General features: G+C 42.0%; 34 protein-coding genes, 1 pseudogene and 1 other annotated feature. Of the genes and pseudogenes, 9 read left to right on the plus strand and 26 right to left on the minus strand.

Going from position 1 to position 26,165, the window contains the following annotated elements; genetic code table 11:
* Positions 1-3: 3 nt before the first annotated feature.
* The 6 genes from M1M80_RS14110 to nadB all read right to left on the minus strand — a co-directional run bounded on the left by M1M80_RS14110 (position 4) and on the right by nadB (position 6,373).
* Positions 4-726 carry a YebC/PmpR family DNA-binding transcriptional regulator gene (locus tag M1M80_RS14110; protein WP_032731917.1) on the minus strand — a complete coding sequence of 241 codons (723 nt, stop codon included), beginning with the start codon at positions 724-726 and terminating at the stop codon, positions 4-6.
* Positions 727-829: 103 nt separating this feature from the next.
* Positions 830-1,429 (minus strand): YhcN/YlaJ family sporulation lipoprotein, encoded by a 600-nt coding sequence (locus M1M80_RS14115; protein ID WP_003237553.1) that lies wholly within the window; start codon positions 1,427-1,429, stop codon positions 830-832.
* 138 nt (positions 1,430-1,567) lie between these two features.
* On the minus strand, positions 1,568-2,746 hold the full coding sequence (safA, locus tag M1M80_RS14120) for a spore coat assembly protein SafA (protein ID WP_003237554.1): 1,179 nt from the start codon (positions 2,744-2,746) through the stop codon (positions 1,568-1,570).
* A 115-nt stretch (positions 2,747-2,861) separates the two neighbouring features.
* Positions 2,862-3,968, minus strand: coding sequence for a quinolinate synthase NadA (gene nadA / locus M1M80_RS14125; RefSeq protein WP_003237556.1), 1,107 nt, complete (start codon positions 3,966-3,968; stop codon positions 2,862-2,864).
* Complete coding sequence (gene nadC, locus M1M80_RS14130) at positions 3,955-4,824, minus strand: carboxylating nicotinate-nucleotide diphosphorylase (protein ID WP_060399150.1); 870 nt, start codon at positions 4,822-4,824, stop codon at positions 3,955-3,957. Before nadC ends, nadA begins: the two co-directional genes overlap by 14 nt.
* Entirely contained in the window at positions 4,778-6,373 is a 1,596-nt protein-coding gene (nadB, locus tag M1M80_RS14135) for an L-aspartate oxidase (protein ID WP_060399151.1), read from the minus strand. The genes nadC and nadB overlap by 47 nt, the downstream gene beginning before the upstream one ends.
* 101 nt (positions 6,374-6,474) lie before the next feature.
* On the opposite strand from nadB, the gene M1M80_RS14140 reads away from it, so the two are divergent.
* The gene (locus M1M80_RS14140) at positions 6,475-7,662 is read left to right on the plus strand and encodes an IscS subfamily cysteine desulfurase (RefSeq protein WP_060399152.1); all 1,188 of its coding nucleotides are present in this window, start codon (positions 6,475-6,477) and stop codon (positions 7,660-7,662) included.
* Positions 7,622-8,164 (plus strand): transcription repressor NadR, encoded by a 543-nt coding sequence (locus M1M80_RS14145; protein ID WP_032731919.1) that lies wholly within the window; start codon positions 7,622-7,624, stop codon positions 8,162-8,164. The genes M1M80_RS14140 and M1M80_RS14145 overlap by 41 nt, the downstream gene beginning before the upstream one ends.
* A gap of 24 nt (positions 8,165-8,188) precedes the next feature.
* Here the strand turns inward: M1M80_RS14145 and pheA are convergent, their stop codons facing one another.
* The 4 genes from pheA to spo0B are packed head-to-tail and all read right to left on the minus strand — an operon-like array spanning position 8,189 to position 11,459.
* Complete coding sequence (pheA, locus tag M1M80_RS14150; protein WP_003237560.1) at positions 8,189-9,043, minus strand: prephenate dehydratase; 855 nt, start codon at positions 9,041-9,043, stop codon at positions 8,189-8,191.
* Positions 9,044-9,059: 16 nt separating this feature from the next.
* Positions 9,060-9,503, minus strand: a complete 444-nt coding sequence (gene thrR, locus M1M80_RS14155; RefSeq protein ID WP_003222630.1) for a transcriptional regulator ThrR — start codon at positions 9,501-9,503, stop codon at positions 9,060-9,062.
* A gap of 57 nt (positions 9,504-9,560) precedes the next feature.
* Positions 9,561-10,847, minus strand: a complete 1,287-nt coding sequence (gene obgE / locus M1M80_RS14160) for a GTPase ObgE (RefSeq protein ID WP_003237561.1) — start codon at positions 10,845-10,847, stop codon at positions 9,561-9,563.
* 33 nt (positions 10,848-10,880) lie between these two features.
* Positions 10,881-11,459 (minus strand): sporulation initiation phosphotransferase Sop0B, encoded by a 579-nt coding sequence (gene spo0B / locus M1M80_RS14165; protein WP_060399153.1) that lies wholly within the window; start codon positions 11,457-11,459, stop codon positions 10,881-10,883.
* 77 nt (positions 11,460-11,536) lie between these two features.
* Between spo0B and M1M80_RS14170 the strand changes: the two genes are divergently transcribed.
* Complete coding sequence (locus M1M80_RS14170) at positions 11,537-11,659, plus strand: hypothetical protein (RefSeq protein WP_003229671.1); 123 nt, start codon at positions 11,537-11,539, stop codon at positions 11,657-11,659.
* 120 nt (positions 11,660-11,779) lie between these two features.
* On the opposite strand, the gene rpmA is transcribed toward M1M80_RS14170, so the two are convergent.
* The 14 genes and pseudogenes from rpmA to M1M80_RS14240 form a co-directional block, all read right to left on the minus strand.
* Entirely contained in the window at positions 11,780-12,064 is a 285-nt protein-coding gene (gene rpmA, locus M1M80_RS14175) for a 50S ribosomal protein L27 (RefSeq protein WP_003222623.1), read from the minus strand.
* 12 nt (positions 12,065-12,076) lie between these two features.
* Positions 12,077-12,415: a ribosomal-processing cysteine protease Prp gene (locus M1M80_RS14180; RefSeq protein ID WP_003237563.1), complete on the minus strand. Its 339-nt coding sequence runs from the start codon at positions 12,413-12,415 to the stop codon at positions 12,077-12,079.
* Between the two features lie 2 nt (positions 12,416-12,417).
* Positions 12,418-12,726 carry a 50S ribosomal protein L21 gene (gene rplU / locus M1M80_RS14185; protein ID WP_003229668.1) on the minus strand — a complete coding sequence of 103 codons (309 nt, stop codon included), beginning with the start codon at positions 12,724-12,726 and terminating at the stop codon, positions 12,418-12,420.
* 13 nt (positions 12,727-12,739) lie between these two features.
* Positions 12,740-12,815: a sequence feature (ribosomal protein L21 leader region), on the minus strand.
* A 57-nt stretch (positions 12,816-12,872) separates the two neighbouring features.
* Positions 12,873-13,739, minus strand: a complete 867-nt coding sequence (gene spoIVFB, locus M1M80_RS14190) for a stage IV sporulation intramembrane metalloprotease SpoIVFB (RefSeq protein ID WP_019259068.1) — start codon at positions 13,737-13,739, stop codon at positions 12,873-12,875.
* Positions 13,732-14,526: a stage IV sporulation protein SpoIVFA gene (gene spoIVFA / locus M1M80_RS14195; protein WP_060399154.1), complete on the minus strand. Its 795-nt coding sequence runs from the start codon at positions 14,524-14,526 to the stop codon at positions 13,732-13,734. Before spoIVFA ends, spoIVFB begins: the two co-directional genes overlap by 8 nt.
* A 140-nt stretch (positions 14,527-14,666) precedes the next feature.
* Positions 14,667-15,473, minus strand: coding sequence for a septum site-determining protein MinD (gene minD, locus M1M80_RS14200; RefSeq protein ID WP_003237566.1), 807 nt, complete (start codon positions 15,471-15,473; stop codon positions 14,667-14,669).
* Position 15,474: 1 nt separating this feature from the next.
* On the minus strand, positions 15,475-16,155 hold the full coding sequence (minC, locus tag M1M80_RS14205; RefSeq protein ID WP_060399155.1) for a septum site-determining protein MinC: 681 nt from the start codon (positions 16,153-16,155) through the stop codon (positions 15,475-15,477).
* A gap of 52 nt (positions 16,156-16,207) precedes the next feature.
* On the minus strand, positions 16,208-16,726 hold the full coding sequence (mreD, locus tag M1M80_RS14210; RefSeq protein ID WP_060399156.1) for a rod shape-determining protein MreD: 519 nt from the start codon (positions 16,724-16,726) through the stop codon (positions 16,208-16,210).
* Positions 16,723-17,595, minus strand: coding sequence for a rod shape-determining protein MreC (mreC, locus tag M1M80_RS14215; RefSeq protein ID WP_003237571.1), 873 nt, complete (start codon positions 17,593-17,595; stop codon positions 16,723-16,725). Before mreC ends, mreD begins: the two co-directional genes overlap by 4 nt.
* Positions 17,596-17,625: 30 nt before the next feature.
* Positions 17,626-18,639, minus strand: a complete 1,014-nt coding sequence (gene mreB, locus M1M80_RS14220; protein ID WP_003237574.1) for a cell shape-determining protein MreB — start codon at positions 18,637-18,639, stop codon at positions 17,626-17,628.
* 91 nt (positions 18,640-18,730) lie between these two features.
* Positions 18,731-19,033 (minus strand): annotated as a pseudogene (gene radC / locus M1M80_RS14225) (RadC family protein); the annotation flags it as partial.
* A gap of 641 nt (positions 19,034-19,674) precedes the next feature.
* Positions 19,675-19,905: a helix-turn-helix domain-containing protein gene (locus M1M80_RS14230; RefSeq protein WP_060399157.1), complete on the minus strand. Its 231-nt coding sequence runs from the start codon at positions 19,903-19,905 to the stop codon at positions 19,675-19,677.
* Entirely contained in the window at positions 19,883-20,125 is a 243-nt protein-coding gene (locus M1M80_RS14235) for a hypothetical protein (RefSeq protein WP_060399158.1), read from the minus strand. Before M1M80_RS14235 ends, M1M80_RS14230 begins: the two co-directional genes overlap by 23 nt.
* A gap of 29 nt (positions 20,126-20,154) precedes the next feature.
* On the minus strand, positions 20,155-20,298 hold the full coding sequence (locus tag M1M80_RS14240; protein WP_164906781.1) for a hypothetical protein: 144 nt from the start codon (positions 20,296-20,298) through the stop codon (positions 20,155-20,157).
* A gap of 160 nt (positions 20,299-20,458) precedes the next feature.
* Between M1M80_RS14240 and M1M80_RS14245 the strand changes: the two genes are divergently transcribed.
* The 4 genes from M1M80_RS14245 (at position 20,459) to M1M80_RS14260 (ending at position 22,257) form a co-directional block, all read left to right on the plus strand.
* The gene (locus M1M80_RS14245) at positions 20,459-21,070 is read left to right on the plus strand and encodes a hypothetical protein (protein WP_060399159.1); all 612 of its coding nucleotides are present in this window, start codon (positions 20,459-20,461) and stop codon (positions 21,068-21,070) included.
* Between the two features lie 21 nt (positions 21,071-21,091).
* A complete protein-coding gene (locus M1M80_RS14250; protein ID WP_060399160.1) occupies positions 21,092-21,307 on the plus strand; it encodes a hypothetical protein in 216 nt (71 codons plus the stop codon).
* Between the two features lie 166 nt (positions 21,308-21,473).
* Positions 21,474-22,019, plus strand: coding sequence for a hypothetical protein (locus M1M80_RS14255; protein ID WP_060399161.1), 546 nt, complete (start codon positions 21,474-21,476; stop codon positions 22,017-22,019).
* 49 nt (positions 22,020-22,068) lie between these two features.
* Entirely contained in the window at positions 22,069-22,257 is a 189-nt protein-coding gene (locus tag M1M80_RS14260) for a hypothetical protein (protein WP_060399162.1), read from the plus strand.
* Positions 22,258-22,287: 30 nt separating this feature from the next.
* Here the strand turns inward: M1M80_RS14260 and M1M80_RS21565 are convergent, their stop codons facing one another.
* Both M1M80_RS21565 and M1M80_RS14265 read right to left on the minus strand, forming a co-directional pair.
* A complete protein-coding gene (locus M1M80_RS21565) occupies positions 22,288-22,422 on the minus strand; it encodes a hypothetical protein (RefSeq protein WP_266131952.1) in 135 nt (44 codons plus the stop codon).
* Positions 22,422-23,534, minus strand: coding sequence for a Rap family tetratricopeptide repeat protein (locus tag M1M80_RS14265; RefSeq protein ID WP_060399163.1), 1,113 nt, complete (start codon positions 23,532-23,534; stop codon positions 22,422-22,424). The genes M1M80_RS21565 and M1M80_RS14265 overlap by 1 nt, the downstream gene beginning before the upstream one ends.
* 347 nt (positions 23,535-23,881) lie before the next feature.
* On the opposite strand from M1M80_RS14265, the gene M1M80_RS14270 reads away from it, so the two are divergent.
* Positions 23,882-25,651 (plus strand): T7SS effector LXG polymorphic toxin, encoded by a 1,770-nt coding sequence (locus M1M80_RS14270; RefSeq protein WP_060399164.1) that lies wholly within the window; start codon positions 23,882-23,884, stop codon positions 25,649-25,651.
* Between the two features lie 14 nt (positions 25,652-25,665).
* Positions 25,666-26,124, plus strand: a complete 459-nt coding sequence (locus M1M80_RS14275) for an SMI1/KNR4 family protein (RefSeq protein WP_060399165.1) — start codon at positions 25,666-25,668, stop codon at positions 26,122-26,124.
* Positions 26,125-26,165: the final 41 nt, after the last annotated feature.

Genomic DNA, 26,165 nt, shown 5'->3' on the forward strand with positions numbered 1-26,165 from the left:
TTTTTATAAGCGGTAATTGGTATAGACTTCTTGAACATCATCGTCATCTTCAAGGATGTCAATCAGTTTTTCCAGCTTCTCAACGGCCTGATCATCGGCATCTGCATAGGTTTTCGGAAGCATGGTCACCTCTGCCGAAGAAATGGGATATTTCGATTCTAGAGCTGTTTTTACCTCATCAAAACGCTCGGGCTCTGTTAGTACCTCATATTGCTCTTCTTCTGTCTGCAGCTCTTCTCCCCCTGCTTCCAGCACATCAAGCATAAGCTCATCTTCTTCTATTTGCCGTTCTGTACGGTCGATTGCAATGAATCCCTTCCGTTCAAATAAAAAGGCTACACATCCGCTTTCTCCCAGACTTCCGCCATTTTTATTAAATGCTGTACGCACATTTGACGCCGTTCGGTTTTTGTTATCCGTTACACATTCTACCATAACGGCGATCCCTGATGGACCATAGCCTTCATAGGTGATTTCCTCATAGCTGCTTCCGTCTTGGCTCCCTGCGGCTTTTTTAATGGCACGGTCTATATTTTCATTCGGCATATTGGCGCCTTTTGCTTTTTCGATGACAAGACGCAATGCTGAATTTGCTTCTGGATCAGCTCCGCCTTCTTTCGCTGCCACATAGATTTCTTTTGCAAGCTTCATAAAGATTTTCCCGCGCTTTGCATCCTGTGCATTTTTTCTTTTTTGTATGTTTTTCCACTTGGAATGGCCTGCCATGTTTTCACCTTCTTTTGACATTTTCTATGTACACTTTAATAGGTATTGTTCGCTGATGCAAAGAAAAAGGCTGCCGAATATCATTTCCGGCAGCCTTTCCGTCCTAGCGGGAGTTCATTTTATGAAGTCTCGTGAACAGCCTTTTGTCTGTGGACACTTGGACGTCACGGCCATTCGCATAGTTGCGTGCCGCTTTTGCAACATTTTCCCTGTCGGACTTTGTGAACTCTCTGTGGCTTCTGACTGCAACGACCACTCGGTCATCCGTTACCTTAACTTGTGTGTCATTGACGTTTTTCACTTGTTTCACACGGTTGGCAATTTTTGCAGCCAGTCTTCTGTTTTCTTGGTTGTCATATCCGTTGTTCGTCACGTTCCGATTCATGTTTCTGTTATTCGTGTTGTTATATGTTCCGTCAGTTGCCAAAGGAACGCGATCGTCAGCAGTAACACGGTCACGGTTATTTACATTAGTAGTGTTTCGGTTACCGCCGTTCTGGTCCTCCATTAATTCAGTAACAGGACCGTCATTGTCGACGATTCCTTCTCCCTGCCTGTCAGCGTCATTTTCATTTGTATAATATCCGATTGGACGGGTATTGCCGTTATTGCGCGTATCATTCATAGCATTATCGTTTGCTCCGCATGCTGTTAAGCCGGCTGTCATTAGAATCAAGCTAGCGATCGTCATTTTTTTACCCAATGGAAAAGCCCCCCGTGGACGAATTTGAGCATGTTTGCTCGTTTTTATCATGTGCGTCCGAGGGGCATGTTAAGCTTGTAAGTTCTGTCCATTTAGCAGTGAAACAAAAAAAGGAACGATTTACATCGTTCCGAACAATCACTCATCATCTTCTTCCGGCCGGCCAAACATTTGGTTTACTGAAGGCTGATTCGTCATCGGCATTGAAACTCCGGCCGCATATGGATTTTGATTTTGATTAGGATTAGGATTTGGGTTTGCTGCGCCGTAAGGCAAATTAGGACTTCCATAAGCTCCAAGACCCGAATATCCAGGTGCGGAGAAATATGGCTGATGACCATCATCACAGCCGCAGTCGTCATGATCTTTGTACGGCATGTATCCTGGAGCTGCAGCCTGCTGGTATGCTCCCATCACTTGAGGTGTGCCATAATGAGGGCCATACGGCATATGTCCATACGGAGATCCAAAAGCCGGTGATGCGTATTGAGGCGCTCCGAATGAACCGTAATGTCCGTGATGGCTGTTTTCATGATGCTGGTTTTCATATTCACCCGGATCATACTGAGGCGATACAAAACTTGGCTGGTATCCATGAGGCTGATACATTGGATAAGGTTGTGCCGGATAGAACGGGTAGCATAATCCTGAACCCGGAAGAATTGGTGAAACAGGAACCGGACACGGCACGAAATGAGCCGGATAATGAAAATAAGGCTGAACAGCCGGCATATTCGGAACTGTGTGATGAATGTTTTCTTCTTCCATACCGCCTACCTCTGGCGCCTTTGGCATATTAGGCATATTCGGATAATTTGCATTTTCCATATTACTCATAGCCTCCTGTTGTGGAAATTGATCTTGCATGTGATACATATGATCATTATTTCCGTCATGATGTTTTGGCTCCTCCGGTTTAGGAGGCGACCAAGGCTGGAAAAGCTGTTTCATATCATAATAATCGTTCACATCAGCTTCAGGATACACATCTTCCTGCAAATTAGGCATCGGCGGGACATACGGCACAGACTTCTTTTCTTTCGGCTTTGTGTCTTCCACGTCGACAACGGATTTAGGCTTCTCTTTCGCATATGGGTGTTCTGGATGTTCTTGCTTCACACTCCCGGCCGCCGGGCCCGTTTTTGGCTCTTTTCTGACCAGGACACCCTCGGACGGCACTTTTATTTTCATTCCAGGCATGATTGAGTCTGGACTGCTGAGCTGTGTATTGAGTTTCTTCACTTCCTCAACATCAACTCCGTACTTTTCAGCTATTTTCCAGAGCGAATCGCCTTTTTGAACGATATGGATTTTCAACGTTTTCCCCTCCTATGCAAAACGTGAACAGTTCAGCTGTGATTACAATATGTTTCTTCACAACATATGCCTGAACAAAAGAAGTTATGAGTAAAGGAGGGGAAATATTTCTGATTTACGTGATCGCAAGCATTCGATTCAAGGCAAGGAGGGCATTTTGCTGAATGGCTTTTGGCACCTTGATCACGCCTGAAGGTTCTCCTTTTTCTATTTGTTCCAAAGACCACAGCAAATGCGGCAAATCGATTCGATTCATTGTCAGACACGGGCACATGTCAGGATTGAGTGATTCGATTTGTTTATCAGGATGCTCTTGAATGATCCGCTGGACAAGATTCATTTCTGTTCCGATTGCCCACTTGCTTCCCGCTGGAGCCTTGTTGATTGTATCGATAATATATTTCGTTGATCCGCTGTCGTCACTTAACGTCACAACTTCATGTGAGCATTCCGGATGCACAATGATCTGAATGTCAGGGTCACGCTCTCTCACATCATGGATATTTTTCGGGGTGAATTTTTCGTGAACAGAGCAATGCCCTTTCCACAAAATCACTTTTACATTCTTATGATCAGACTCAGTCACTAATTCATCTTTCATCGGGTCCCACACAGCCATATCCTCAAGCGCGATGCCCAGATCATAAGCCGTATTTCTCCCTAAATGCTGATCAGGCAAAAATAAAATTCTTTTTTTCTGGGTAAACGCCCATTCAAGCACTTTTTTCGCATTCGAAGAAGTTACAGTCGCTCCGCCATGCTTACCGACGAAAGCCTTGATCTCCGCAGTGGAGTTCACATAAGTTAATGGTATGATCGTATCTCCGAATGTATGCTGAAGCTTCTCCCATGCCCTATTGGTCTGCTGCATGTCAGCCATGTCTGCCATAGAACATCCGGCTCTCATATCAGGCAGGATGACCGTTTGTTGCTCGCCTGTCAGCATATCAGCGGTCTCTGCCATAAAGTGCACGCCGCAAAATACGATATAATCCGCTTCTTTGTTTTTTTCCGCAATTTGGGCCAGCTGCAGGGAATCGCCTGTTTGATCAGCAAATTGTATCACTTCGTCTTTTTGATAATGATGGCCTGGTATAAAGAGCCTGCTGCCGAACTTTTTCTTAATGGCGGCAACACGCGTTTCCATATCCTTTCTCGACATTCCTTTATAACATTCAGGCATCATATCATTCGATTGTTTTATTACATCAAGAATTGACATAACGGCATTCCTCCGCAGATTCATTTGATAATGTAACATCCATGCTGATATCTAAACTTTTGACGGAATGAGTCAGAAATCCTAATGAAATATAATTCACGCCCGTCCCTTTAAAAGCAGGCAAAGATTCTAACGTAATCCCGCCCGAAGCTTCAGTTTTTATATGGTTCGGTGTGAGATTTGCAAAATGTCGGACCGTATCAGGCGGGCAGTTGTCAAACATAATAACATCTGCTCCTGCTTCAATTGCTTCCCGCAGCTGTTCCTCCGTTTCAATTTCCACCTCGATATTTACCATATGCCCCGCTGCCTGACGAGCTTTTTGGCACGCCTCTAAAATAGAGCCGCATGCTGCAATATGATTATCTTTAATCATGATGCCGTCATACAAACCGAATCGATGATTATACCCGCCCCCTGCTCTGACAGCGTATTTTTCCAGCATTCTCAGCCCCGGTGTTGTTTTTCTCGTGTCACAAATTTTAATCTGTTCATCATCCAGCCGCCGAACAGCCTCCCTTGTCATCGTCGCAATTCCTGACATCCTCTGAATGAGATTTAATACGACCCTCTCTCCTGAAAGAAGCGCAGCCGCCGGACCGCATAACACGGCAATCACTTCACCTTTTCGCAAAATATCCCCATCTGTTTTATGCAAAATGATTTGAACATGTTCGTCTAATAAAGCAAAGCCTTCTTTTATCACTGCAGCTCCGGCAAAGATGCCGTCTGATTTTGCAACAATCTCCGCTTCACAGCTCTGTTCTCCAAAGATTGACTGCGATGTAATATCCCCCATCCCTATGTCCTCAAGAAAAAAGTGATTCAGCAATTTTTTCAGCTGTAAATGATTCATTTTTCCAAATCCCCTCGTTTTTTCTAATCTTCGTTCCCTTTTTTGTATGAACAATTTGTCTTCCTTGCCAGCGTACATCAGCTTGAGGAAAATCGGTGCGGAAGTGAGCCCCTCTGCTTTCCTCCCTCAAAAGCGCTGAAAATGTCATCAGCTTTGCAGTTTGCCATAAATGAGAAAGTTCCAGCTGCGGTATTGTGATATCCTTCACATTCACTTCCTGAAAAGGAAGCGTATGAAGCCAGATGCTCAGCTCAATCAGACTGCCTTGTTCCCGCAAGATAGACATGTGGCTTGTCATTCTGCTTTGCAGTTCATACACCTCTGTGTGCGGTACCTCATAGATTACACTGTTTTCTAGTGCTGATTGATATTGCATGTTATAAACCGGTTTTTGCATGATATGCTCTGCTGCTCTTTTTCCAAACACCAGCGCTTCCAATAAGGAATTACTTGCAAGCCGATTGGCTCCGTGTAAACCGGTGCATGCCGTCTCGCCTATTGCATAAAGCCCCGGCACTGTCGTTTCCCCCCAGCGATTAACTGAAACACCCCCCATTAAGAAGTGCATTCCCGGGGCAACAGGTATTTTTCCGCTTTGGATCTTCACCCCTGCTTTTTCACAAATAGCGGTGATGGTAGGGAAACGTGCTTCGAAATCAGAAATCGCACTGCAGTCGATATAAACACGGTTTCCTTTTGCCATTTCTTCATGAATAACCCGGGAGACGATGTCCCTTGGAGCCAAATCACCTAAAGGATGCCGGTCAGCCATAACCCGACGGCCGTTTTCGTCAACTAAACATCCGCCTTCTCCTCTGACAGCTTCTGAAACAAGCCCATAGGAAACACCATTTTTCACTAGCAGTGTCGGGTGAAACTGGGTAAACTCTAAATCAGTTATTTCCGCTCCGGCCCGGTAAGCTAAAGAAAGGCCGTCACCTGTGACAGATGGATCGTTCGTATGGTGAAGAAACAGGCTTCCGCATCCGCCGGCCGCCAGCACAACTGCATCCGCATATCTTACCTTGATCCGCCCTTGGCTGTCTTTTGTGATGACACCGATACAATGCCCATTCTCCATCAGCAAATCTGCTGCTGTTTCATGCTCATTTACCTCGATATTGCTGTCGATCTGTTTCAGCAAATAATCAACTAGCAGTCTGCCTGTTGCGTCTCCGCCTGCATGAAAAATGCGGTTGTATGAGTGGGCTCCTTCTCTGCCAAGACAAACATCGCCTTGTTCATTGCGGTCGAATGGAAATTCACTCTCCAATAAGCTTTGAATCATGATTTTCCCATCATGTAAAACGTCTGCTGCAATAGCTAGATCGTTATGCCCGCACCCGGCGTATAACGTATCCTCCAGATGGGCTTCAATCGAGTCACCTTTTGCATAAGCCGCAGCAATCCCGCCTTGTGCAAAGACTGAATTGCTGTTTTTGGTGCTTTTCTTTGTGATGACAGTCACTTCGTATGAGGGCGGGAAAGCGGACGCTAAGGAAAGTGCCGCCGCCCCTGAACCGATGACTGCAATCGTCTTTTTAGACATATGCCACCCTCCTGTTGTTTACACCTGTCTTGACACTTATATTTACACAAGGATAAAATAAACTCAAGAGTTTTTTGGAGAACGGATGGAGGAACGACCCGATGATTTATTTAGATTATGCAGCGACAACGCCTATTTGCGAGGAAGCCCTTAATGTATATCAGAAGCTCAGTATGGATATGTACGGTAATGCCAGCAGCCTGCATGATGCAGGAGGAAAAGCAAAGCACATACTGGAGTACTGCCGTGAGAAAATCGCTGACATCATTGGCGGAGAAGCAAGCGGCATCTATTTTACAAGCGGCGGCACTGAATCCAATTTTCTGGCTATTCAATCACTGTTAAACGGCCTTCCAAAAACAAAAAGACATTTCATTACGTCTGCTATGGAGCATCAGTCCATTCATAACTGTGCTGCTTTTCTGGAACAGCATGGATTTGATGTAACAATCATTGAACCGGATGAATACGGGCTTATTACCGAGGAAATATTAGCAGCTCATATCCGCCCGGAAACAGGCCTGGTATCTATTCAGCATGCCAATTCTGAAACCGGGATCATTCAGCCCATTCAACGTCTGTCTTCATACCTGCATAATAGGGACATTCTTCTTCATTGCGACGCTGTTCAAACATTTGGGAAAATCCCTATCAGTACAGAAGAACTGGGGGTGGATGCACTCTCAATGTCCAGCCATAAAGTCCACGGTCCTAAAGGAGTGGGCGCGGTCTATATTCGTTCAGATGTCCCTTGGAAGCCCGTTTACCCTCTTACCTCTCACGAACACGGATTCAGAGCCGGTACCGTGAATGTTCCCGGGATCGGAGCCTTTACTGCCGCTGCTGAGCTGATGTTAAGCGAAATGGATAAACAAATATCCCGCAATGAGACATTAAGAACATACCTATTAGACCAAATCAGCATTCGGTCTCTCCCTGTAACTCTTGCGGCAGACACTTCAAAAACGGAATGTCTTCCGCATATTGTCGGGTGTTTTTTTCACGCATTTGAAGGACAATATGTTATGTTAGAATGTAATCGGAGCAATATTTGCATATCAACGGGCAGCGCTTGTTCTGCCGGTTATCACGGTCCGTCTGCAGCGATGAAAGCATTAAGAAAAACAGACCAAGAAGCCCTGCAATTTATCCGCATCTCTTTTGGAAGGCATACAACGGAGGAACAGCTGGATAAGTTATTACATACGTTTACAGCGCTTTGGGAACAAAAGAAAGGAGAACTTGATATTGACCGAAGAATTAAAGCTCATGGGCGCCAACAGGCGTGACCAGCTTCTTCTGTGGCTGAAGGAATCCACATCACCGCTGACAGGGGGAGAACTCGCAAAAAAAGCGAACGTTTCAAGACAGGTAATTGTTCAGGATATATCGCTCTTGAAAGCGAAAAATGAACCGATTATCGCCACAAGCCAAGGATATGTATACATGGATGCAGCCGCTCAGCAGCACCAGCAGGCCGAAAGAATCATAGCTTGTCTGCACGGTCCTGAACGGACAGAAGAGGAACTGCAGCTTATCGTGGACGAAGGTGTTACAGTAAAAGACGTAAAAATTGAACATCCAGTATACGGAGATTTAACTGCAGCTATCCAAGTAGGCACCCGGAAGGAAGTTAGCAATTTCATCAAAAAAATCAATTCTACGAATGCCGCCTATTTATCACAGCTGACGGACGGCGTGCATCTTCATACACTGACAGCACCGGATGAACACCGCATCGACCAAGCTTGCCAAGCACTCGAGGAAGCCGGTATTTTAATTAAAGACTAAAAAAAGCCCTTTATTGGGCTTTTTTTATAATTGGTAGGACTGATATGCACCAAGAAGCTTCACTTTGCAGCCGAGCGCTTCGAGCTCCTGCATGGCACCTGGAATCAATACCTCATCAAACGCTTTCTCAATATCAATAATAAAGAAATAATGGCCCAATCCGGTTTTAGTCGGACGTGATTCAATCTTTGACAAGTTTAAGTTTCTCCAAGAAAAAGCAGACAGCACTCTGTGCAGCGCCCCGGATTGATCATCCGGAAGCATCACCATCAGGGTCGTTTTGGGCCTTGAGCTCAATTTTGAATTCACTTCAAATGATATGTTTTCATCAGGAGACAGGATCACAAATCTCGTATGATTGTCCCTATAATCCTGTATATCTCGTTTCACGATTTTTAATTCGTATGTAGAAGCTGCCATTTCATTGGCAATGACCCCGATATTCAGCTCAGGATGGTCACTGACAAATTCTGCTGCCGCCCCAGTTGAGTTGGCGTATTCATATGGAACGGAAGGAAAATGACGATGGAGAAATTTATGACATTGCGCAATCGCATGTGAGTGTGAATAAATTTTGTCGAGCTCTTTCCATGCACTCTCTCTGGAAGGATGGACAAGCAAGTGCTGATGAATCGGCAATGTCATTTCACCCACGATTGGCAAGGGCTGCTCATGTATTAAATAGTCTATCGTTAAATTTACTGATCCTTCTAATGCATTCTCTAAAGGAACAAAAGCGAAATCAACTTCGCCTGCAACTGCCGCATCTATACACTCCGGTATGGTGCGGTAAGCAACATGTTCGGCGCCGTTTTGAAAACAAGAACTGACTGCTAGATGTGTGAATGTAGCTGCTGGACCTAAATAACCGACTTTCATGACGATCTTCTCTCCCTTATGCACCTGAACCTAATATTTCAACCTTTTCTACAAAATCAAACTTCCTGAGCTTATTCATTAACGTATGAATGTCCTCTTCCATTGCAGACGTACTGATAGACAGTGTCACATTTGCTCTGCCCTGAAGCGGGATGGTCTGGTGAATGGAAAGAACGTTGCTTCCAGAATCAGCTACCGCCTGCAGGAGCTGAGATAGTGCACCTGATCTATCCTCCAAATGAAAGAAAAGTGTGATAATTTGTTCTTTAACCATAGTGTAGAACGGAAAAACAGCATCTCTGTATTTATAAAACGCACTTCTGCTTAAATCCACCTTTTGAACGGCATCTGCCACTGAATCTGCTTTTTTTCGGTCAAGCAGCTTTTTGACTTCCAATGTTTTTCTCATCGCATCGGGCAATACATCTTCACGGACAAGATAAAATGTCTCCTCTTTCATTTGCATCCCCCCTTTAAAATAGAGAGCCTGACATCCAGGCTCTCCTCTCAGCCATCATTAATCAATAAATTCAAATTCGAATTCCAGAAGCCTGATAATATCTCCATCCTTGGCTCCGCGTTCTCTGAGCGCTTCATCAACACCCATTCCGCGCATCTGTCTTGCAAACCGTTTAACCGATTCATCACGCGAGAAATCAGTCATCTTGAATAACCGCTCAAGACTGTCTCCTGAAAGTACAAATACACCGTCCGGATCGCGTGTAATGTTAAACGGCACTTCTTCATTCTCCATCGTGTACATGACACGGTTTTGTGTAAGCTCTTCTTCGTCATACAGCGGGAATTCCGGCGTGTTCTCCAGCTGATTGGCGACTTCAAACAGAAGCTCACGAAGGCCTTCTCTTGTCACCGCACTGACCGGGAATACCGGGTAATCATCCGTCAGCTTTTCTTTAAAGGCTTCAAGATTTTCCGCAGCCTGCGGCATGTCCATTTTATTGGCAACGATAATTTGCGGACGCTCAGTGAGACGCAGATTGTACTCGCTCAGCTCCTGGTTAATCGTGACGTAATCCTCATACGGATCGCGGCCTTCCAAACCGGACATGTCAATGACGTGAACGATAACCCGCGTCCGTTCAATATGGCGCAAAAACTGGTGGCCAAGTCCGACCCCTTGGTGTGCGCCTTCAATCAGTCCCGGCAAATCAGCCATGACAAAGCTGCGTCCGTCATCCGTTTCAACCATGCCGAGATTTGGGACAAGCGTTGTAAAGTGATAGTCCGCAATTTTCGGTTTTGCAGATGAGACAACAGACAGCAAAGTGGATTTTCCAACACTCGGGAATCCAACAAGTCCGACATCCGCAAGCACTTTTAATTCAAGAACAACGTAGCGTTCTTTTCCCGGCTCGCCGTTTTCTGAAAGCTGAGGCGCGGGATTAGCCGGTGTAGCAAAGCGGGAATTCCCTCTTCCGCCTCTTCCGCCCCTTGCAATGACAGCCTGCTGTCCGTGCTCTGTTAAATCAGCGATGACCTGCTTTGTATCATCGTCTGTCACAACGGTGCCTGGCGGAACTTTAATGACCATATCATCAGCATTTCGCCCGTGCTGGTTTTTGGACATGCCATGCTCCCCGCGAATCGCTTTAAAGTGTTTTTTGTATCTAAAATCCATCAGGGTGCGGAGACCTTCATCCACTTCAAAAACGACGTCTCCTCCCTTTCCTCCGTCACCGCCGGCAGGGCCGCCTTTCGGCACATATTTTTCACGGCGAAACGCAACCATCCCGTTGCCGCCGTCGCCACCTTTTACATATACTTTGACCTGATCTACAAACATAATGTCCTCCGTTCTAAACCGTTAAAAACTCCGCTAGTCCAACCCAATTTCAATCAGACATTCGTGACTTGTGATCTCAAAACGCATGATATCAACGTCCTCATATCCATTTTGCTGAATATCATCAAAAGCAGATGGATCGGCAAAAGCGCCGTGAAAATCAAGGTACAGAATCAGCTGCATGTCAGGATGATCCGTTTGAAGCGAAACCGTTAAATGATTTTCGCTCTCTCTGCTGACTGCTTGATCAAACAGATAAAACAGCTTTCTCATCAGTTTCGCCAGCTTTTGATCATAAGCCGACAAATCCTTAATTTCTCCAAGAACTTCATATTCAAGCGTCATATAATGGGTTTTCCAATTAAATGTAAGAAAGTCGAACGCCAAATGCGGTGTTTTCAGGTTTGAGAGCTTTGATTCGTGCTTTGCGTCTATAACCATTTCTTCAATCATTTCAAAGACGCGGTCATACTTCTGCAAGCTTAAGTTTCCTTTAATCAGCTGCAGCTTATTCATCCAATCATGCCGGGAATGGCCGAGCAGATGAATCAGTTCGTTTGTTAATGCCGTGTCGCTTATATTTTCTTCTTGTTTTTTTGAAACATCCTTCATTTTCGCACTCCCAATCATTTAATTTCTTATTTAGGAGTCTGTATAAGTGTGTATTATGAATTATAACAGAGAAGGCTTTGTTAGAAAAACAATTGTTTTTCCCAGAAATATCATGTTCCTTTTTTCTGGCTTTGGTTGATTTGCAGCCAGGCAGAACATTTTATGTATTACTGCTTGGGGAACATATCCAGTGGGTTTGAGACTTTTATTCTCATTCTTGGCGGGGTCTGCTCGCACATACTCTGCATTTCATTCTTGGTGTTTACTCCGCATATTGCAAAAAAAACTCCAGTCATCATCGACCGGAGTTTTTTGAATCATTATTGAGCTACAGGATATACGCTCACTTTTTTGCGGTCACGGCCGAAACGTTCGAATTTAACAGTTCCGTCGATTTTCGCAAATAGAGTGTCATCTCCGCCGCGGCCCACGTTTTCACCTGGGTAAATTTTTGTTCCGCGTTGACGGTAAAGGATAGAACCGCCTGTTACGAATTGACCGTCAGCACGTTTAGCACCTAAACGTTTAGCCTCAGAGTCACGTCCGTTCTTTGTAGAACCTACTCCTTTTTTAGAAGCGAAAAACTGAAGATCTAATCTAAGCATGTAGCTCACCTCCTATATTATGTTTGTGGTCACACGCAAGTTATCTTTGTAATCCCGTTCGATTGTATCCAGCGAAACAATCATGCCTTCAATCAGCAGCTGAGCTTTTTGGCGCGCCTCCGGATCAAGAGATTCAGGGAATTCAAAGTAAAAATAACCCCCGTCCTCCCCTATATCAAGAAGCGGCTCGAAACCCGCGAGCACAATGACCGCGTTAACGGCTCCAAACACAACAGCTGTCACTCCGGCACAAACAAGATCTTGTCCATGTTCAGCAAAATTCGCATGGCCCGTCATTTCAAAAGACAATATGCCTTTATCATGAGACCTTCTGACTGTTGCCTGAATCATGCTTACGCGTTGATTTTTTCGATCGTCACTTTAGTGTAAGGCTGACGATGACCTTGTTTTTTATGAACGTTTTTCTTTGGTTTGTATCTGAAAACAGTGATTTTTTTCGCGCGGCCTTGTTTTTCAACTTTAGCCGTTACTGTTGCGCCTTCAACTGTAGGGTTGCCGACTTTCACGTTGTCTCCGCCAACAAACAAAACGTCTTCAAAAGTAACTGTTTCACCTGCTTCAGCAGCAAGTTTTTCGATGTAAACAGTTTGACCTTCTTCAACTTTGATTTGTTTTCCGCCTGTTTTAATGATTGCGTACATTCTCTGCACCTCCTATTAGACTAAGACTCGCCAGACACCAGGGGGCTGTAAAAGCTCTTAACACCTGTACTGAGCGGTTGTAGCAATGGTGCTACATCCATAACATTAAAAAATATACCAAAATACAAGACGTTTGTCAATTGATTTTAGTAAGGCAGCAGCAGTTCCTCCATGGAGGAATTCGTCCGCTTGTCGGCAAAGTAAGCGTGCAGCACTTCATTCTCGTCAAGCTGGCTGAGTTTCTGTCCTGATTTCTCTATAATAATCGGATGTTTACAGCCGCGTTTGAACTCGGCCATCACATGATAGACTTTGTCCTCTGCCTTTACAGTCAGCGGCAGCAGCTTTTCAAGCTCACGGTTTTTTCCGTAATACCTTTCAAGGAGAAATCTCACATGGATATAGTGCCTTTGCCTGTATTCCTCAAACAAAGAAACAGCCAGAAAGACAAACAAAACCCATGCGCTGATTTGCAGAGGAATCACAAATAAAACCCAACACCCGAGCAACAGGCAGAAGCAGAGCGACGTTTTTAAATTGAGCCGGTGAGCCTTTTGAAAAGGCAGCTGCTTGGAAAACAACAAAAATAACAGTTTTCCGCCGTCAAGCGGCCAGATTGGCAGCAGATTCACAAATAAAATAGAAAGGTTATAAAAGGTGAAGAGTTCAAAGGTATGCTGATGAAGCACTGAGAATTCTGCAAGCATCCAGGCAGCAAGCTGAAGCCAGATGTGCTGAAGAGGGCCGGCAATAATCACCGCGAACTCTTCCTTTAACGGCCGATTCCCATGCTCTTCCACTTCAACCGTTCCACCAAACGGCAGCAAAAAAACACGCTTGATTCTCCAAGAAAAAAACACGGCCAGAGCAGCATGCCCCAGCTCATGGACCAGTACAATCAGGAGCAGACATAATAATGCTTTCATATGGCCTGTTAGCAGTCCCAGCGCCGCGATAATCCAAAGAAAAGGATGCACATGAATCTTCAAGATAAGGTCAAGCCATTTATTCAAATGAAATCACCTGAATCGGATCAATAAATTTATCGCCGTCTTTCATGGCAAAATAATAGACCCCTTTATTATGATCATCAAGTTTAATCGAACCGAGCTTTTTGCCTTTATCTACAAAATCATATAAAGCAACATCGACATCTTTGAGCTCGCCATAAATACTATAGGTGTTGTCAGCATGCTGCACCTTAACTGTCAGTCCCGTCTGGCTGTCTTTGCTGACTTCAACTACATAGCCTTCCTTTATGCTATCAATTGTATCACTGCTTGTTTCGACTTTAATCCCTTCCCCGTTGTCCTGAAAATCCTGCTGCACTTTCCCGGATGCAGGCGCGACCAGGTCTTGGCCCACTTCGACCTGCTGTTCCTTATTTTTATGTTCAGGAGCCAGAAAAGCGAGCGGATTGCCAAATTTCGTTTCAAACCAATGGCTTGCTGAGGCAAATTGAAATTCAGTTTCGAAGGTTTTGGCAACAACGGGTTTAATCTGGCTGACGGGCCCAATGTTTGTTTTATAGGCTATGGCGGATACGAGAACAAGGCAGGCCGACAGAAGACATTTCAGGATAATTGAATCTGTTTTAACCAGAGGGTGTTTTCCATTAAATGTTGAAATGTTATCTTCATAGACAGGAAGAGTTCCATGCTTTTCTTGATCCGTGACCATCACCCAGGACGGGGGTTTCTGCTTTTCAGAAACTGTCTGAGTAGAGAAACGTTTCGAGCCGGAAAGCTGTTTTCTTCTTTTCTCTAATCGTTTTCTGATTTCATCTGCTCTGTGACTCATTGCCATCATCCTTTGCATTCGTTGGGTTTGTACATCATATGTCTTGTCCATGGCAAATATTCGTTACTCAAAGCAGACAAAAACAAAAAAACCTGACACAGCATTTGCTTTGTCAGATTCTTCTCTTTGATTCTATCACATTAAGATCTTACTCCGAAAAATGATTTAATTTTAGCCATCATTCCTTTGTTTTGCTCTTCAAGCACCTGCAAAGGAACAGATTCGCCTAAGATACGGCGGGCAATATTGCGGTATGCAATGGAAGCGCGGTTTTTCGGGTCCATCGCAATCGGTTCGCCGTGGTTGGAAGCTTTAATGACTTCATCATCATCAGCCACAATTCCAAGCAAATCGATCGACAAATGCTGTACGATTTCGTCGATATCCATCGTGTCACCGTTTTTCATCAGGTGATTTCTGATTCTGTTTACAACGAGCCGCGGCGATTCAATATTTTCCTCTTGCTCCAGCAGCCCTATAATACGGTCAGCATCACGAACAGCTGAGATTTCAGGCGTTGTGACCACAATCGCTTTATCTGCTCCGGAAACGGCATTTTTGTATCCTTGCTCAATTCCGGCAGGACAGTCTATGATGACATAGTCATATTCCTGTTTAAGCTCTTGGACCATATTTTTAATTTGTTCAGGAGCAACAGCTGTCTTATCGCTCGTTTGAGCAGCGGGCATTAAATAGAGCAGATCATCGAAACGTTTGTCTTTTACGAGCGCCTGATGCATTTTGCATCTGCCCTCTACCACGTCTACAAGATCGTAAATAATTCTATTTTCAAGACCCATTACAACATCAAGGTTGCGCAGCCCTATATCAGTATCTACTAAGCATACACGCTTCCCTAAAATGGCTAAGGCGGTACCGAGGTTCGCAGATGTTGTTGTTTTACCTACTCCGCCTTTTCCCGAAGTTATTACGATAGCCTCACCCAATTCACATTCCTCCCTCAAGCCTTGTTAGATCAGGTCTTAAATGAGCCAAATGTTGAAGGCGTTCAATGACCATATTTCCGTCTGTATCTAAATAAGCACATTCCATTTCGTTCCCTTTTTGAATGTGGTCTGGGGAGCGATTTAACACGTGATTGATTCTTAATTGTGTCGGCAGCATTTCAGAGGCGGCGATGACCGCTTGATTATTTCCGTTAAATCCGGCGTGCGCGATTCCTTTAAGTGAGCCCAGAACAAAAATGTTCCCTCCGGCCCTGATTGTTCCGCCGGGATTCACATCACCGATCAGGAGCAAGTCGCCTTTCACCTGCAGCACTTGGCCTGAACGGACAATTTTTGAAACAGAAATAATTTCAGCTTCCTCTTTCATACGCTGTGCTTCTTTTTTAGTAATGACTTCACTGTCAATAGAATGAACAAACAAATCTTTCTTTGACGCAATCAATTCTGTCAGCTGTTCCTCTTGCTCCTTATATAAAAAGCGATTTCCCAGCTTAACATGGACGCTGATTTTCTGGCCTTTTCCATCCGTATATTGTTCAATTGACAGCATATTCTGAAGACCATCGAGAAGCTCATCAAAAGAACACGCATCATCCAGATGCAATGTTAACCCATTCTTTGTTCCTTTTATTGTTACATATTGCTGCTTTTTGGTCTTCACAATATTCACCTCAACAACATACTCATTTCGTCAAAAAAAGATAAAATCCTTTTTACTCATCTCTCAATTCTTTCTTTAGACTCATAAAAAATAATCTAAATGGCAGAACCAGAATAAGAGCGGCTGCAATATTTAATAAAATTGTCGGTATAAACCGGTCAAGTACAAATCCGTTAAACGTCATGATGTCTTTATGAATTAAAGACTGAATGCCGAATACGTAAAATTCGAGCAGGCAGACAGCGAGAACAGCTATCAATATCACCACAAATGCGTTTGTATGCAGCACTTTAAACGCTTTTGAAGCCAAATAGCATAACCCGGCAAAACCAAACATATAAACGCCTAATAGACTTGTATAATTCATGTCATATAAAAGACCAAAAATAAAGCCGTAAATCATCGCGTGTTTTTGGTTGATGAAAGCCGACATAAATATCAGTACAAGCATCAGAAAACGCGGGACGAGCACCTGATCATCTGTCACGAACGGAAAATGCACCAGATCTGTAAAAATGCTTTCCGCAGAAAAAACAAGCATCATAACGAAAGGGAGAAGGAAACGCTTCACGATCCTTCCTCCTCTGTATCGACAGTCGGCACATCCCGATTAACAACAATCACATTATTTAAATCGGTAAGGTCAGCCGCAGGTTTTACATAAGCAACTTTTGTTAATCCATAGGAATCTGACTCGATATCAGTCACTTCACCGATTGTCAGCCCCTCTGGGAAAACGCCGCCTGTGCCTGATGTTTCAATAAGATCGCCTTTTTTCACGTCTTGTTTATCCTTGCGCTCAATAATGGTCATCTTAAGACGTTTTTTGTCTTTGTCATATCCTTCGATCAGGCCGTAGCCTTTGCTGCCTTTTTTTCCGGATATTTTCGTCGCGACTCTGTTATTGCGATCAGTATCGCTTAAAAGCTGAACCGTAGACGTAAAATTGTTAAGTCCGGAACTTTTGATCTTGCCGATTAATGCGCCTTTTTCGTTTGTAACAGCCATATCCTTCGCTACATTTTGCTGAGACCCTTTATTAATTGTGACCTGTTTCGCCCAATTATCAGGGCTTCTGGCAATAACCGTCGCTAAAATTGGCTTGTAATCTTTAATCGATTTGACATGGCCAAGCTCGTCACGCAAGGATTTGTTTTCTTCTTCAAGTTCTTGAAGCTTGGCTTCATATTGTGTCTGTCCGTCCAGTTTCTCTCTCAGACGCTCGTTTTCTTTGTATGTGTTTTTTAAATCATCAATGTTCTCAAATATCCCTGCAAAAAATTCGGCAGGCGTATGAAAAATATTTTGAAATACTCCCGTCGTATCGCCGATCACTTTCTCAGGCCAGGTGGTATTGCGGCCGCCCTTCAGCGAAAATCCAATCATAGCCACCAATATGATAATACACAGAAGTAATAGCATTAACCGTTTATTCGGCATCGTGTTACACCTCTTCTATTGAACTCCCGATTATCTAGTTTTTCCTTTGAAAAGATGGATGTGCTCCAGTGCTTTCCCTGTTCCGATCGCTACACAATCAAGCGGGTCTTCGGCGATAAGGACCGGCATTTTTGTTTCTTCGCTGATGACTTTATCCAAATTGCGAAGAAGCGCTCCGCCGCCGGTTAACACAATACCTCTGTCCATAATATCAGCTGCTAGCTCAGGCGGTGTTTTTTCAAGTGTGCTCTTCACTGCTTCAACAATTGTAGATACAGTGTCACGCAGAGCATTAGAAATTTCTTTTCCTGTAATTTCGATTGTTTTCGGCAGACCTGTCAGTAAATCGCGTCCGCGGATTTCCATATTATCGGATTCTTCAGGAGCTTCTGCAGATCCGATCTCCATTTTAATCGCTTCAGCCGTACGGTCACCAATCATCAGATTGTACGTTTTTCTGATGTAGTTGATAATTGCATCATCCATCTCATCACCGGCTACACGGATCGATTGAGACGTTACAATGCCTCCGAGGGAAATAATCGCAACCTCTGTCGTACCGCCCCCGATATCAACAACCATGCTTCCAGTCGGTTCCCAAACTGGCAGATTGGCTCCGATTGCTGCGGCAAACGGCTCCTCAATCGGATACGCATCACGCGCTCCCGCCTGTCTTGTCGCATCGATGACAGCGCGTTCCTCAACAGCTGTAATGCCTGATGGAACACAAACCATCACATATGGTTTTCTGGCAAACATGCCTTTATTTTTTATAGCTTGATTGATGTAATATTTCATCATCGTAGCCGTTGTTTCATAATCAGCGATAACGCCGTCTTTCATCGGGCGAAGAGCTACCACGTTGCCAGGTGTCCGTCCGATCATATTTTTCGCATCATTTCCGACAGCAACAATCGACTTCGTATCCGTTTGCAAAGCGACAACTGAAGGCTCTCTGACAACAATTCCTTTTCCTTTTACAAAAACAAGCGTATTCGCAGTTCCAAGATCTATACCAAGGTCTCTTGTACCAATTCCAAACATATGTATGTATCTTCCTTTCTTAAAGCAAAAATACCCTAAAGGGAAAAACTCATAAACTCTATTATAGCTTAATTCGACGAAAAAAAAAGTGTTACAAATATCCTTTTTCCTTTAAACTCACAAATTTTTTGTCCCCGATCACCAAATGGTCAAGCAGCTCGATGCCAATCAGGTTTCCGCATTCAAACAGCCGTCTTGTCACTTCAATATCTTCCCTGCTCGGCGTCGGATCTCCAGAAGGATGATTGTGAACACAGATAAAGGAAGCGGCAGATCGTTTAAACGCTTCTTTAAACACCTCCCGAGGGTGGACAATAGATGAATTCAGGCTTCCGATAAATACGGTGCGTTTATGGATGACTTGGTTTTTTGTATTTAAGTATAAACATGTGAAATAGACATAAATACAGAAAATATCTAAGGATACGTATGTTAGACGCACAGCTACAAGAAATGTTTCAAAAATTTTTTCAGATTTAATAAAAAGTGTTTGTAATTTAAAAGGAGATTTGGGAAGTATGCAGTATTTGTCATTATAGAGAGGAGTAATCAAGATGAAATTACAACGTGAGTTACCTGTAGGAACACACCATGACCCACCTATAGGAATGGAGTTAGGTCGTGAAATAAGAGTAGGTGCATAAGTAAAAAGGCCTTTCGCATGTCGAAGGCCTTTTATTTATTGATGGACTCGGCAGCCGCACTCACAATGAAAATGGACATGTCTGTTACCGTACCAATCGCAGACATAATTAGTTGATTCTTTGTGGCAAGATGGGCAAGTGATAGCCGGTTTTTCTTCTGGCTCTCCTTCGTGCTGCTCGTATATCTCTATAACTTCATTTAGTAGGAAGGTAGTTCTTTCAAGTTCTTCAAGTAGCTCTTTTGGTAGCTCTTTCACACCTATCACCTCAAAAAGAAGATACCAGAACATTCGTTCTTAAACAATTAAAAAACTCTCACTTCGAGATAAAGGGGATAAAAGTACCACGCGATTCCTAGAAAAGTAAAAAGCCCTGCTCATATGAGTGGGCTTCATTCATCATAAGGACGGTACTTCTTTCTGCCGGCTTCTAATTCTTTTTTCAAGGATAAAACATGATCTAGTAAGAACAATGCGACTGTCCCCACCTTTTTCACCGGCTTGAGCTTTCCGGATGTCACAAGGGTGCTTAAACGCTGCCGGGTGATTCCAAGCAACTCCCCCGCTTCCGCTGCCGTCAAAACTTCTTCCTGGATAAACTTAATTTTTTCGCTTTCTATCATGTCGGCTTTCTCTCCACATCATAATGAATCCTTTTAACAAAGTAACAACAACGGCTATCATCAATACAGTATGCGCAATCTTTCCAGACATACCCTCGTCAGTCAGATCAATTGCAACGATCCCCGCAACCAAAATGAGCAAAACGGCAAAGTCACTTGTACTGTACTGCTTAAAATATTTTTTCATACTATTGTGGACGTGATATAATGGTATGAGCAAGGGGATTTCTCCCCTTTGCTCACTGTGTATCAGCGCTTCTTGCTTACCCGGCGGGAGCGCTTTTTCTTTTTCTTACTATGCTTTTCGCTTTCCTTCGTCCATATGTCGTAAATGTGTTTAATGATGGTAACGATGCCAGCGATAGCAAGAATCCAGTTTCTCACCTCGTCCACTTCAGCACCTCCTTTCTATACTTTAATTATAACATATCTGTTTACTGTCGTAAATAGATATATCGAAAAATATTTCTTTTCAAGTAAATTTTTTCTTGTAATGTCATAATCCTTTTATATACAATAAAGAGAAGAACTACTCATACTAAGGGGCTATACGATGGCTACAGAACAGACTGAACTTTCGGATGAAAGACAGCTAAATTCAGAGGAAAGTCAACAAAATTCAGAACAACTTCATATTGAATATCCTAGTTCTGAGACACTACTTAATACAATAACTAGGGAATATGATGCCGAGGCTAATAGAAAACGAGATATTGAAACTAGAGCTGGTGTCCTTATAGCTTTATTAGGAGCATTGATAGGATTTTATGCAACAGCGCTAGATTTTTCTTTCTTCAAAAAGGCACATAGCCCAATTGAAATGCTATGTTTTTCAATAATCGCTCTGTTATATATTTTCCCGGCTATTATGCAACTGATCGCATTTAGGCACTTAATTAATGTGCTTAAAACATACGAATATCAGTCGCTCGGATTAGGTGGATTTAACGAGGTAGATGGAAGCCTTAATACCAATGCAAAGCTACCCAAAGATGAACTTCAGTATGCTTTAGCAGATTCATACTATAACATTGTCAAAAAAAACAGTAATGCCAACGACACGAAAGCAAATCTTTATAAAAAAGGAATCGAGAAGATATACATTTCAATAATCGGAATTGTATTAGTGTATATGATTAAGCAAGTCATTCTTTTAATGGTTTAACCAAAAGAGAGGAAGGTTTTAATGGGAGATAAAGACAGTTGGTACAAACATACAACAGTTAATAAACAAACACCAGTTGATAAAACAACAGTTAAAAAGGCCAGAGGATTTGGTTCCCGAGGGGTACAAAGTAACGTCAATAAGATTAAAGACGTAAAATTTGAAAGTAGACATATATTATACGAAGCATTACCAGACTACTTCCATAATACTAATATCAAAAGAGATAAAGAATAACCCTCTCTAATTTAGAGAGGGTTTTTCATTAATTCAATAATCCTTCAAGTTTTGCTTTTGTAGCTGGTCCATATTTGTTTTCCCTCCTAAGCCCGCTGTATAGAATAGAAAATTACACTCATCTGTTTTAAGATATAAATGTTACCTTTAAAAAATGGAGGATATTATGATTTTATTTATGGGATTTCTCTCTATATTTTCCGCAATCGGAATCGTAATTGGTTTATTTCTTTTATTCTTCAAAAGAACAAGAAAAAAAGGAATATGGATATTGCCAATAAGCTTATTACTCTCCATCTGTGGATTTACTTATATGGCTCAATCAGATGATTCACCAACTGAGAAAAAATCCATTACCTCAAGCACCTCTCAACAAGATGGACTAGACGATATTTCAACTGAGGAAAAGCAGCAACAGATTAGAAAAGAAGCTGAAGATGCTGATTTCAAAAAAATCAATGTTGAGGACCCTCCAGATAAAATAGTTCGTATCAAAGGAGAAGTTTCTGCAATCGAAAATGCCGAAGCTGGAGGAAAATTTATTATTTCATCTAAAGAGAAAAATGGGTATGGTGTTTATAATGTTTTTGCCCTATTCCCTACAAAGTTAAAGGAGAACCAAACCATTATCCTTTATGGATCAGTTCAGAAAGAAAAAGCTGAAAATGGAGGACCACTAATAACTGGTCTATTTTATGACAAAATCAACTAATACTTACAATTGTTTTTTCGATGCACCTAGCTCTAGGAGTTGATATTGTGTGACTGATTTTGAGCGCAAGTTATATCAAATCTTTGTAAATATGAGTCTATACGGAAAGAATCCGACTCTTCCTGAACTGAAAAGAAAGACCGGGAAGGGCGAACAGGAAATACGCGAGGCCACAAAAAGCCTTATCCGAAAAGGAGCGATTTCTTGGGATAAAGAAAAGAAAAGATGGATTATATAAAAAAGCCCTTCTCAGATGAGAAGGGTTGTATTAGGTACCTACTGGTTTTTCTGCTAATAGCATATAAGTTCCGACCGGTTTCTCTGCAACATGAGCATTCGAGCCCGCATAACTAGCAGCTGCTAGCGCGCCCAGAGCAGCTAAACAAAGAATTACCTTTTTCATTAAACTCCCTCCAACTGCTTCATTTTCCTCTCGGCTAAAATAGCATGATTAGAAAATTCCAGAGCTTCTTGAATATATCCTCTCGCCTCATAATATTGCGAAATGATTAAAGCGAGATCGTGCACACTATCCGCGTCATTCTGTTCAAATAGGAAATGAATGTAGCTCCTGCACTGATTAACGCTTTCTTCAGGGGTTTTCTGGAATAACTCATAAATAATGTTTATTTTAGCCTCATACACTTTATTCTCTTTTTGATTTAAGTTTTCCTGTGCTTTTTTGTAATAATAAACAGCTTGATCGGATAGTCCCATTATGAAGAACTCTTTTGTGATCATATACAGGGAGTTTGTGTAATAAACCGACTCTTTCCATTCATCATTTCTCAATGCTTTCTTCAGAGCATTTATGCAATCTTGTGATCTTTTAGCAGCTGAATAAGTGATACTTAAATTATGATGAATCATAGCCTCAAAAAAAGGGTCTTCGAGTTGTTTAGAAATTCGTATTGCTTCAAAATAAATATCCTCAGCTTTATCATATTGACCTAGCTCTGTATAGTTATGTCCCACAACCATCATAGACGTCGCAAGCTTTTTTTTGTAATCCTCATTCCTTTTGTAAATGTGCATTGCATCCTTTATATAGTTTAAAGACACGATGTTTTGGCCAAGCATCATATAAAGAGAGGCTACTTTTGAATAAAACTCAGCCGCTTCAATTTCATCTGGAATATTCGCAAGCTTTTTCTCAGCAATTTTAAAAAGACTAATTGCATTGCCGTAATTACGATTGTGCGATTCGTATAATGCCTCAAATAAGAAGAAATAATATTCAATCATATTGTCTGTTTTTCTTATTTCTTTCTTATGTTTTTTACTGAAATAAGAGTGCTTTGGAAATTCTTTTCCTTTATCCTGGTGGAGCATCATTTTATGTCTCTCTTCAAGTAAAGAATAGTACATCAATACTTCCTGGTCTTCTTCCATTTCATCAAATAGAGCTCTGCTCTCTTTGAAGTATTTCTCGGCAGCCTCCACGTTTTGCTGTTTTATAGCCATATACCATTCATTTAAGATATTAGCAACATACTCAGAAGCAAGTTTACTCATAATAAACCCCTCTTTCTGTCAAAATTCTAAATTATCAAACAAATGTTAACACAACTTTAACATTAAATGTAATATATAGAAAAAATTTTCGACATAGCGCAATTCTGCTTTCGTGATGACGCAATTAAACTCAAGGGATAATTTACCTAATTTTCAGGGTGTGTAAGAATGGATTGCCTAGGTCTTGTATATCGATTATAAGGAAATGTTCATTTGTGAACAATGAATTGAGTAAAAATAACTATTTCTTTTGGAGTATTTCTGGCATTTGGCCGATCTAAACGCCGTTAACTCTCCTAAACTATGGTAAAATTTTGAGTATTGAGTGTCAGAAAAAGGAGAATGGTATGAAGGTATTTGAAGCAAAGTCATTACTTTCTGAAGCGGATAAACGTGCAAAAGAGTACAAGGAACTCAGATCACAAATGGTTAAGCTCAGAAAAGCATTTAAAGCCGTAGCCGACCTAGATGACAGCGAGTTTTCAGGTAAGGGCGCAGACAATATTAAAGCATTTTATCATGATCATGTTGGGGTTACAGATCAATGGATTGATTTAATTGACATGAAGATTGCTTTCCTTACAAGTATCTCTGGAGTTATAGAGGAAGCCAGCTTGTCAGATGCATACGTCGAGGAATCTTTTTTAGAGCATGAACTTGCAAATGCTTATAAAAAATCAAAGGCTATTATGTCTGAACAGAAGAAAGCAATGAAGGACATTCTGAACGATATTGACGATATCCTACCACTTGATTTGTTTTCAACAGAAAACTTTAAAGATGAACTTGCCAGTGCAGATAAGAAACGTGAAAAAACAATTGATAAAGTTAGAGAAGTCGATGATGATTTAACAACTGAATGTGCACTAACAGAACCAAACGAACAATTCATTCAGCAAGATTTTAAAAAGCTGCAGGAATCAACAGGCAAAGGAAAAAACGCCACTCCGATCCACTATAATGCCAAAGCGTATAGAGAAAGTGACATACATAAGAAAAAAGGCGATGTTGAAAAGCATTCTGAAGCTTACTTGACGATTAAGAAGAAGGAAGAAAAAGAACGAGAGATTGAAAAACTGAAAGAAAGACTAAAGAATTACGATTATGCAGATGCCGATGAATTCTATTCAATGGCCAAAACAATTGGGTATGAAAATCTGACAGCAGAACAACAAAGATATTTCACACAGATTGAAAACACACGTGAGCTAATGGCTGGAGCCAAAGGTACTGTTACAGCTCTTTACGATATGACAGCTGAAACATTAGACTATATGGCACACAATCATCCTGTCGACATGCTTATTAATTCTGCAGTTGCAGTTTATCACTACGATTCCACGTTTAATTCAATTAAGGATGCAATAATAACTTCCTATATTAGAGACGTAAAGAACGGAGACACAGAATCTACGGCTCATTGGTTTACATGTGCAGCAGTAAACATCTTTGCTTTAAAAGGTGCTGGTTCAGTTGCTAAAATTGGAGTGAAAACAGCCGGAAAAGCAGCAGTTAAAAAAGTGTCTAAAAAACTGGATGAAACTCCTGATCCACTAACAGCAATCAAACCGTTTGTCATGCGAGAAGATGTTGTTGTAGCAGGCGGCATGCCGTATAATGTCATCAACGATGTGAGTGCAAAAGACAGGCTGCTTCAGCTTGCTAAAAAATTAGATGAAACAAGAAAGCCATTTACAGGTCAGAAAGTAAATGTCCCTTGGTTAAATAAAGAAAAATATGAAGCATTCGAGATAGGCGGCAAGGTAAAAGTTAAAGGGCAACCTAGAGATGTAAGCCGTAGAGTCTATACAATGAAAGATATTGATCTTAATCAAAAAAATCGGAAAGGCCTTACGAATCTTCAACTAATGAAAAATGGTAATGCTCCTTTTGCAAAAGATGGAACCCAAATTAATTTGCATCATTTGATTCAAGAAGAGCCTGGCAATATGCTCGAGATACCTGAAAGCTGGCACAATAAGTACAGTGATGTTTTGCATGGATTAAAAGAGAATGGACAGAGTTTTAGAAACGATCCAGTACTTGATAAACAATATAAAAGCTTTAGGAGAAGGTATTGGAGATGGAGAGCTCAGCAATTTGAGAACCAAGAATAAGAGGTGAAAGTTTAATGGATTATTCAAAAGTGAAAACTTTCTTTGATGATAATAAAGAAAATTCAATTCTCACCGGGGGAGTCACTGAAGATCAGATTAGAGAAATAGAAGAGGACCTTAATGTAACCCTTCCAGACAGCTATAAATGGTTTTTAACTGAGTATGGTTCAGGGGGAGCATACGGGACAATGATACTCGGATATGACTCTCACGGTGCTGAAGTTGTCGAACAGACCAATGAATATAAAAAATATTATAACCTTTTCAATGGTCTTGTAGTGATCGAATATGTTGATGAATTTTCTTATTGTCTTGACACTAACAAGATGAAAGAAGGAGAATGCCCTGTCATCCTTTGGGATAACCAAGAGGGATATGGTAAACAAGTTGGTAGCACATTCCTAGAGTTTTTAATAGAAGAGCTTGAAGAAGCGAAAGACGACTGGATCGATGATGAAGACTGGGACGATTAAGTCAAAGGATTGCAATTTAGAGCCCCTCATTATATGAGAGG

This window comes from Bacillus inaquosorum (genome assembly GCF_023238325.1).
Lineage (GTDB): Bacteria > Bacillota > Bacilli > Bacillales > Bacillaceae > Bacillus > Bacillus inaquosorum.

Coding starts and splice junctions, on each gene's coding strand:
- M1M80_RS14275 (WP_060399165.1), top strand. CDS start 25,666: ATGGATTATTCAAAAGTGAAAACTTTCTTTGATGATAATAAAGAAAAT.
- obgE (WP_003237561.1), bottom strand. CDS start 10,847: ATGTTTGTAGATCAGGTCAAAGTATATGTAAAAGGTGGCGACGGCGGC.
- M1M80_RS14110 (WP_032731917.1), bottom strand. CDS start 726: ATGGCAGGCCATTCCAAGTGGAAAAACATACAAAAAAGAAAAAATGCA.
- nadB (WP_060399151.1), bottom strand. CDS start 6,373: ATGTCTAAAAAGACGATTGCAGTCATCGGTTCAGGGGCGGCGGCACTT.
- M1M80_RS14180 (WP_003237563.1), bottom strand. CDS start 12,415: ATGATTCAGGCAACAGTCAGAAGGTCTCATGATAAAGGCATATTGTCT.
- M1M80_RS14140 (WP_060399152.1), top strand. CDS start 6,475: ATGATTTATTTAGATTATGCAGCGACAACGCCTATTTGCGAGGAAGCC.
- thrR (WP_003222630.1), bottom strand. CDS start 9,503: ATGAAAGAGGAGACATTTTATCTTGTCCGTGAAGATGTATTGCCCGAT.
- M1M80_RS14250 (WP_060399160.1), top strand. CDS start 21,092: ATGGGAGATAAAGACAGTTGGTACAAACATACAACAGTTAATAAACAA.
- rplU (WP_003229668.1), bottom strand. CDS start 12,726: ATGTACGCAATCATTAAAACAGGCGGAAAACAAATCAAAGTTGAAGAA.
- M1M80_RS14255 (WP_060399161.1), top strand. CDS start 21,474: ATGATTTTATTTATGGGATTTCTCTCTATATTTTCCGCAATCGGAATC.
- M1M80_RS14270 (WP_060399164.1), top strand. CDS start 23,882: ATGAAGGTATTTGAAGCAAAGTCATTACTTTCTGAAGCGGATAAACGT.
- M1M80_RS21565 (WP_266131952.1), bottom strand. CDS start 22,422: ATGAAAAAGGTAATTCTTTGTTTAGCTGCTCTGGGCGCGCTAGCAGCT.
- M1M80_RS14265 (WP_060399163.1), bottom strand. CDS start 23,534: ATGAGTAAACTTGCTTCTGAGTATGTTGCTAATATCTTAAATGAATGG.
- mreC (WP_003237571.1), bottom strand. CDS start 17,595: ATGCCGAATAAACGGTTAATGCTATTACTTCTGTGTATTATCATATTG.
- spoIVFA (WP_060399154.1), bottom strand. CDS start 14,526: ATGAGTCACAGAGCAGATGAAATCAGAAAACGATTAGAGAAAAGAAGA.
- mreB (WP_003237574.1), bottom strand. CDS start 18,639: ATGTTTGGAATTGGTACAAGAGACCTTGGTATAGATCTTGGAACTGCG.
- pheA (WP_003237560.1), bottom strand. CDS start 9,043: ATGAAAGTCGGTTATTTAGGTCCAGCAGCTACATTCACACATCTAGCA.
- M1M80_RS14230 (WP_060399157.1), bottom strand. CDS start 19,905: ATGATAGAAAGCGAAAAAATTAAGTTTATCCAGGAAGAAGTTTTGACG.
- M1M80_RS14245 (WP_060399159.1), top strand. CDS start 20,459: ATGGCTACAGAACAGACTGAACTTTCGGATGAAAGACAGCTAAATTCA.
- rpmA (WP_003222623.1), bottom strand. CDS start 12,064: ATGCTTAGATTAGATCTTCAGTTTTTCGCTTCTAAAAAAGGAGTAGGT.
- spo0B (WP_060399153.1), bottom strand. CDS start 11,459: ATGAAGGATGTTTCAAAAAAACAAGAAGAAAATATAAGCGACACGGCA.
- nadC (WP_060399150.1), bottom strand. CDS start 4,824: ATGAATCATTTACAGCTGAAAAAATTGCTGAATCACTTTTTTCTTGAG.
- nadA (WP_003237556.1), bottom strand. CDS start 3,968: ATGTCAATTCTTGATGTAATAAAACAATCGAATGATATGATGCCTGAA.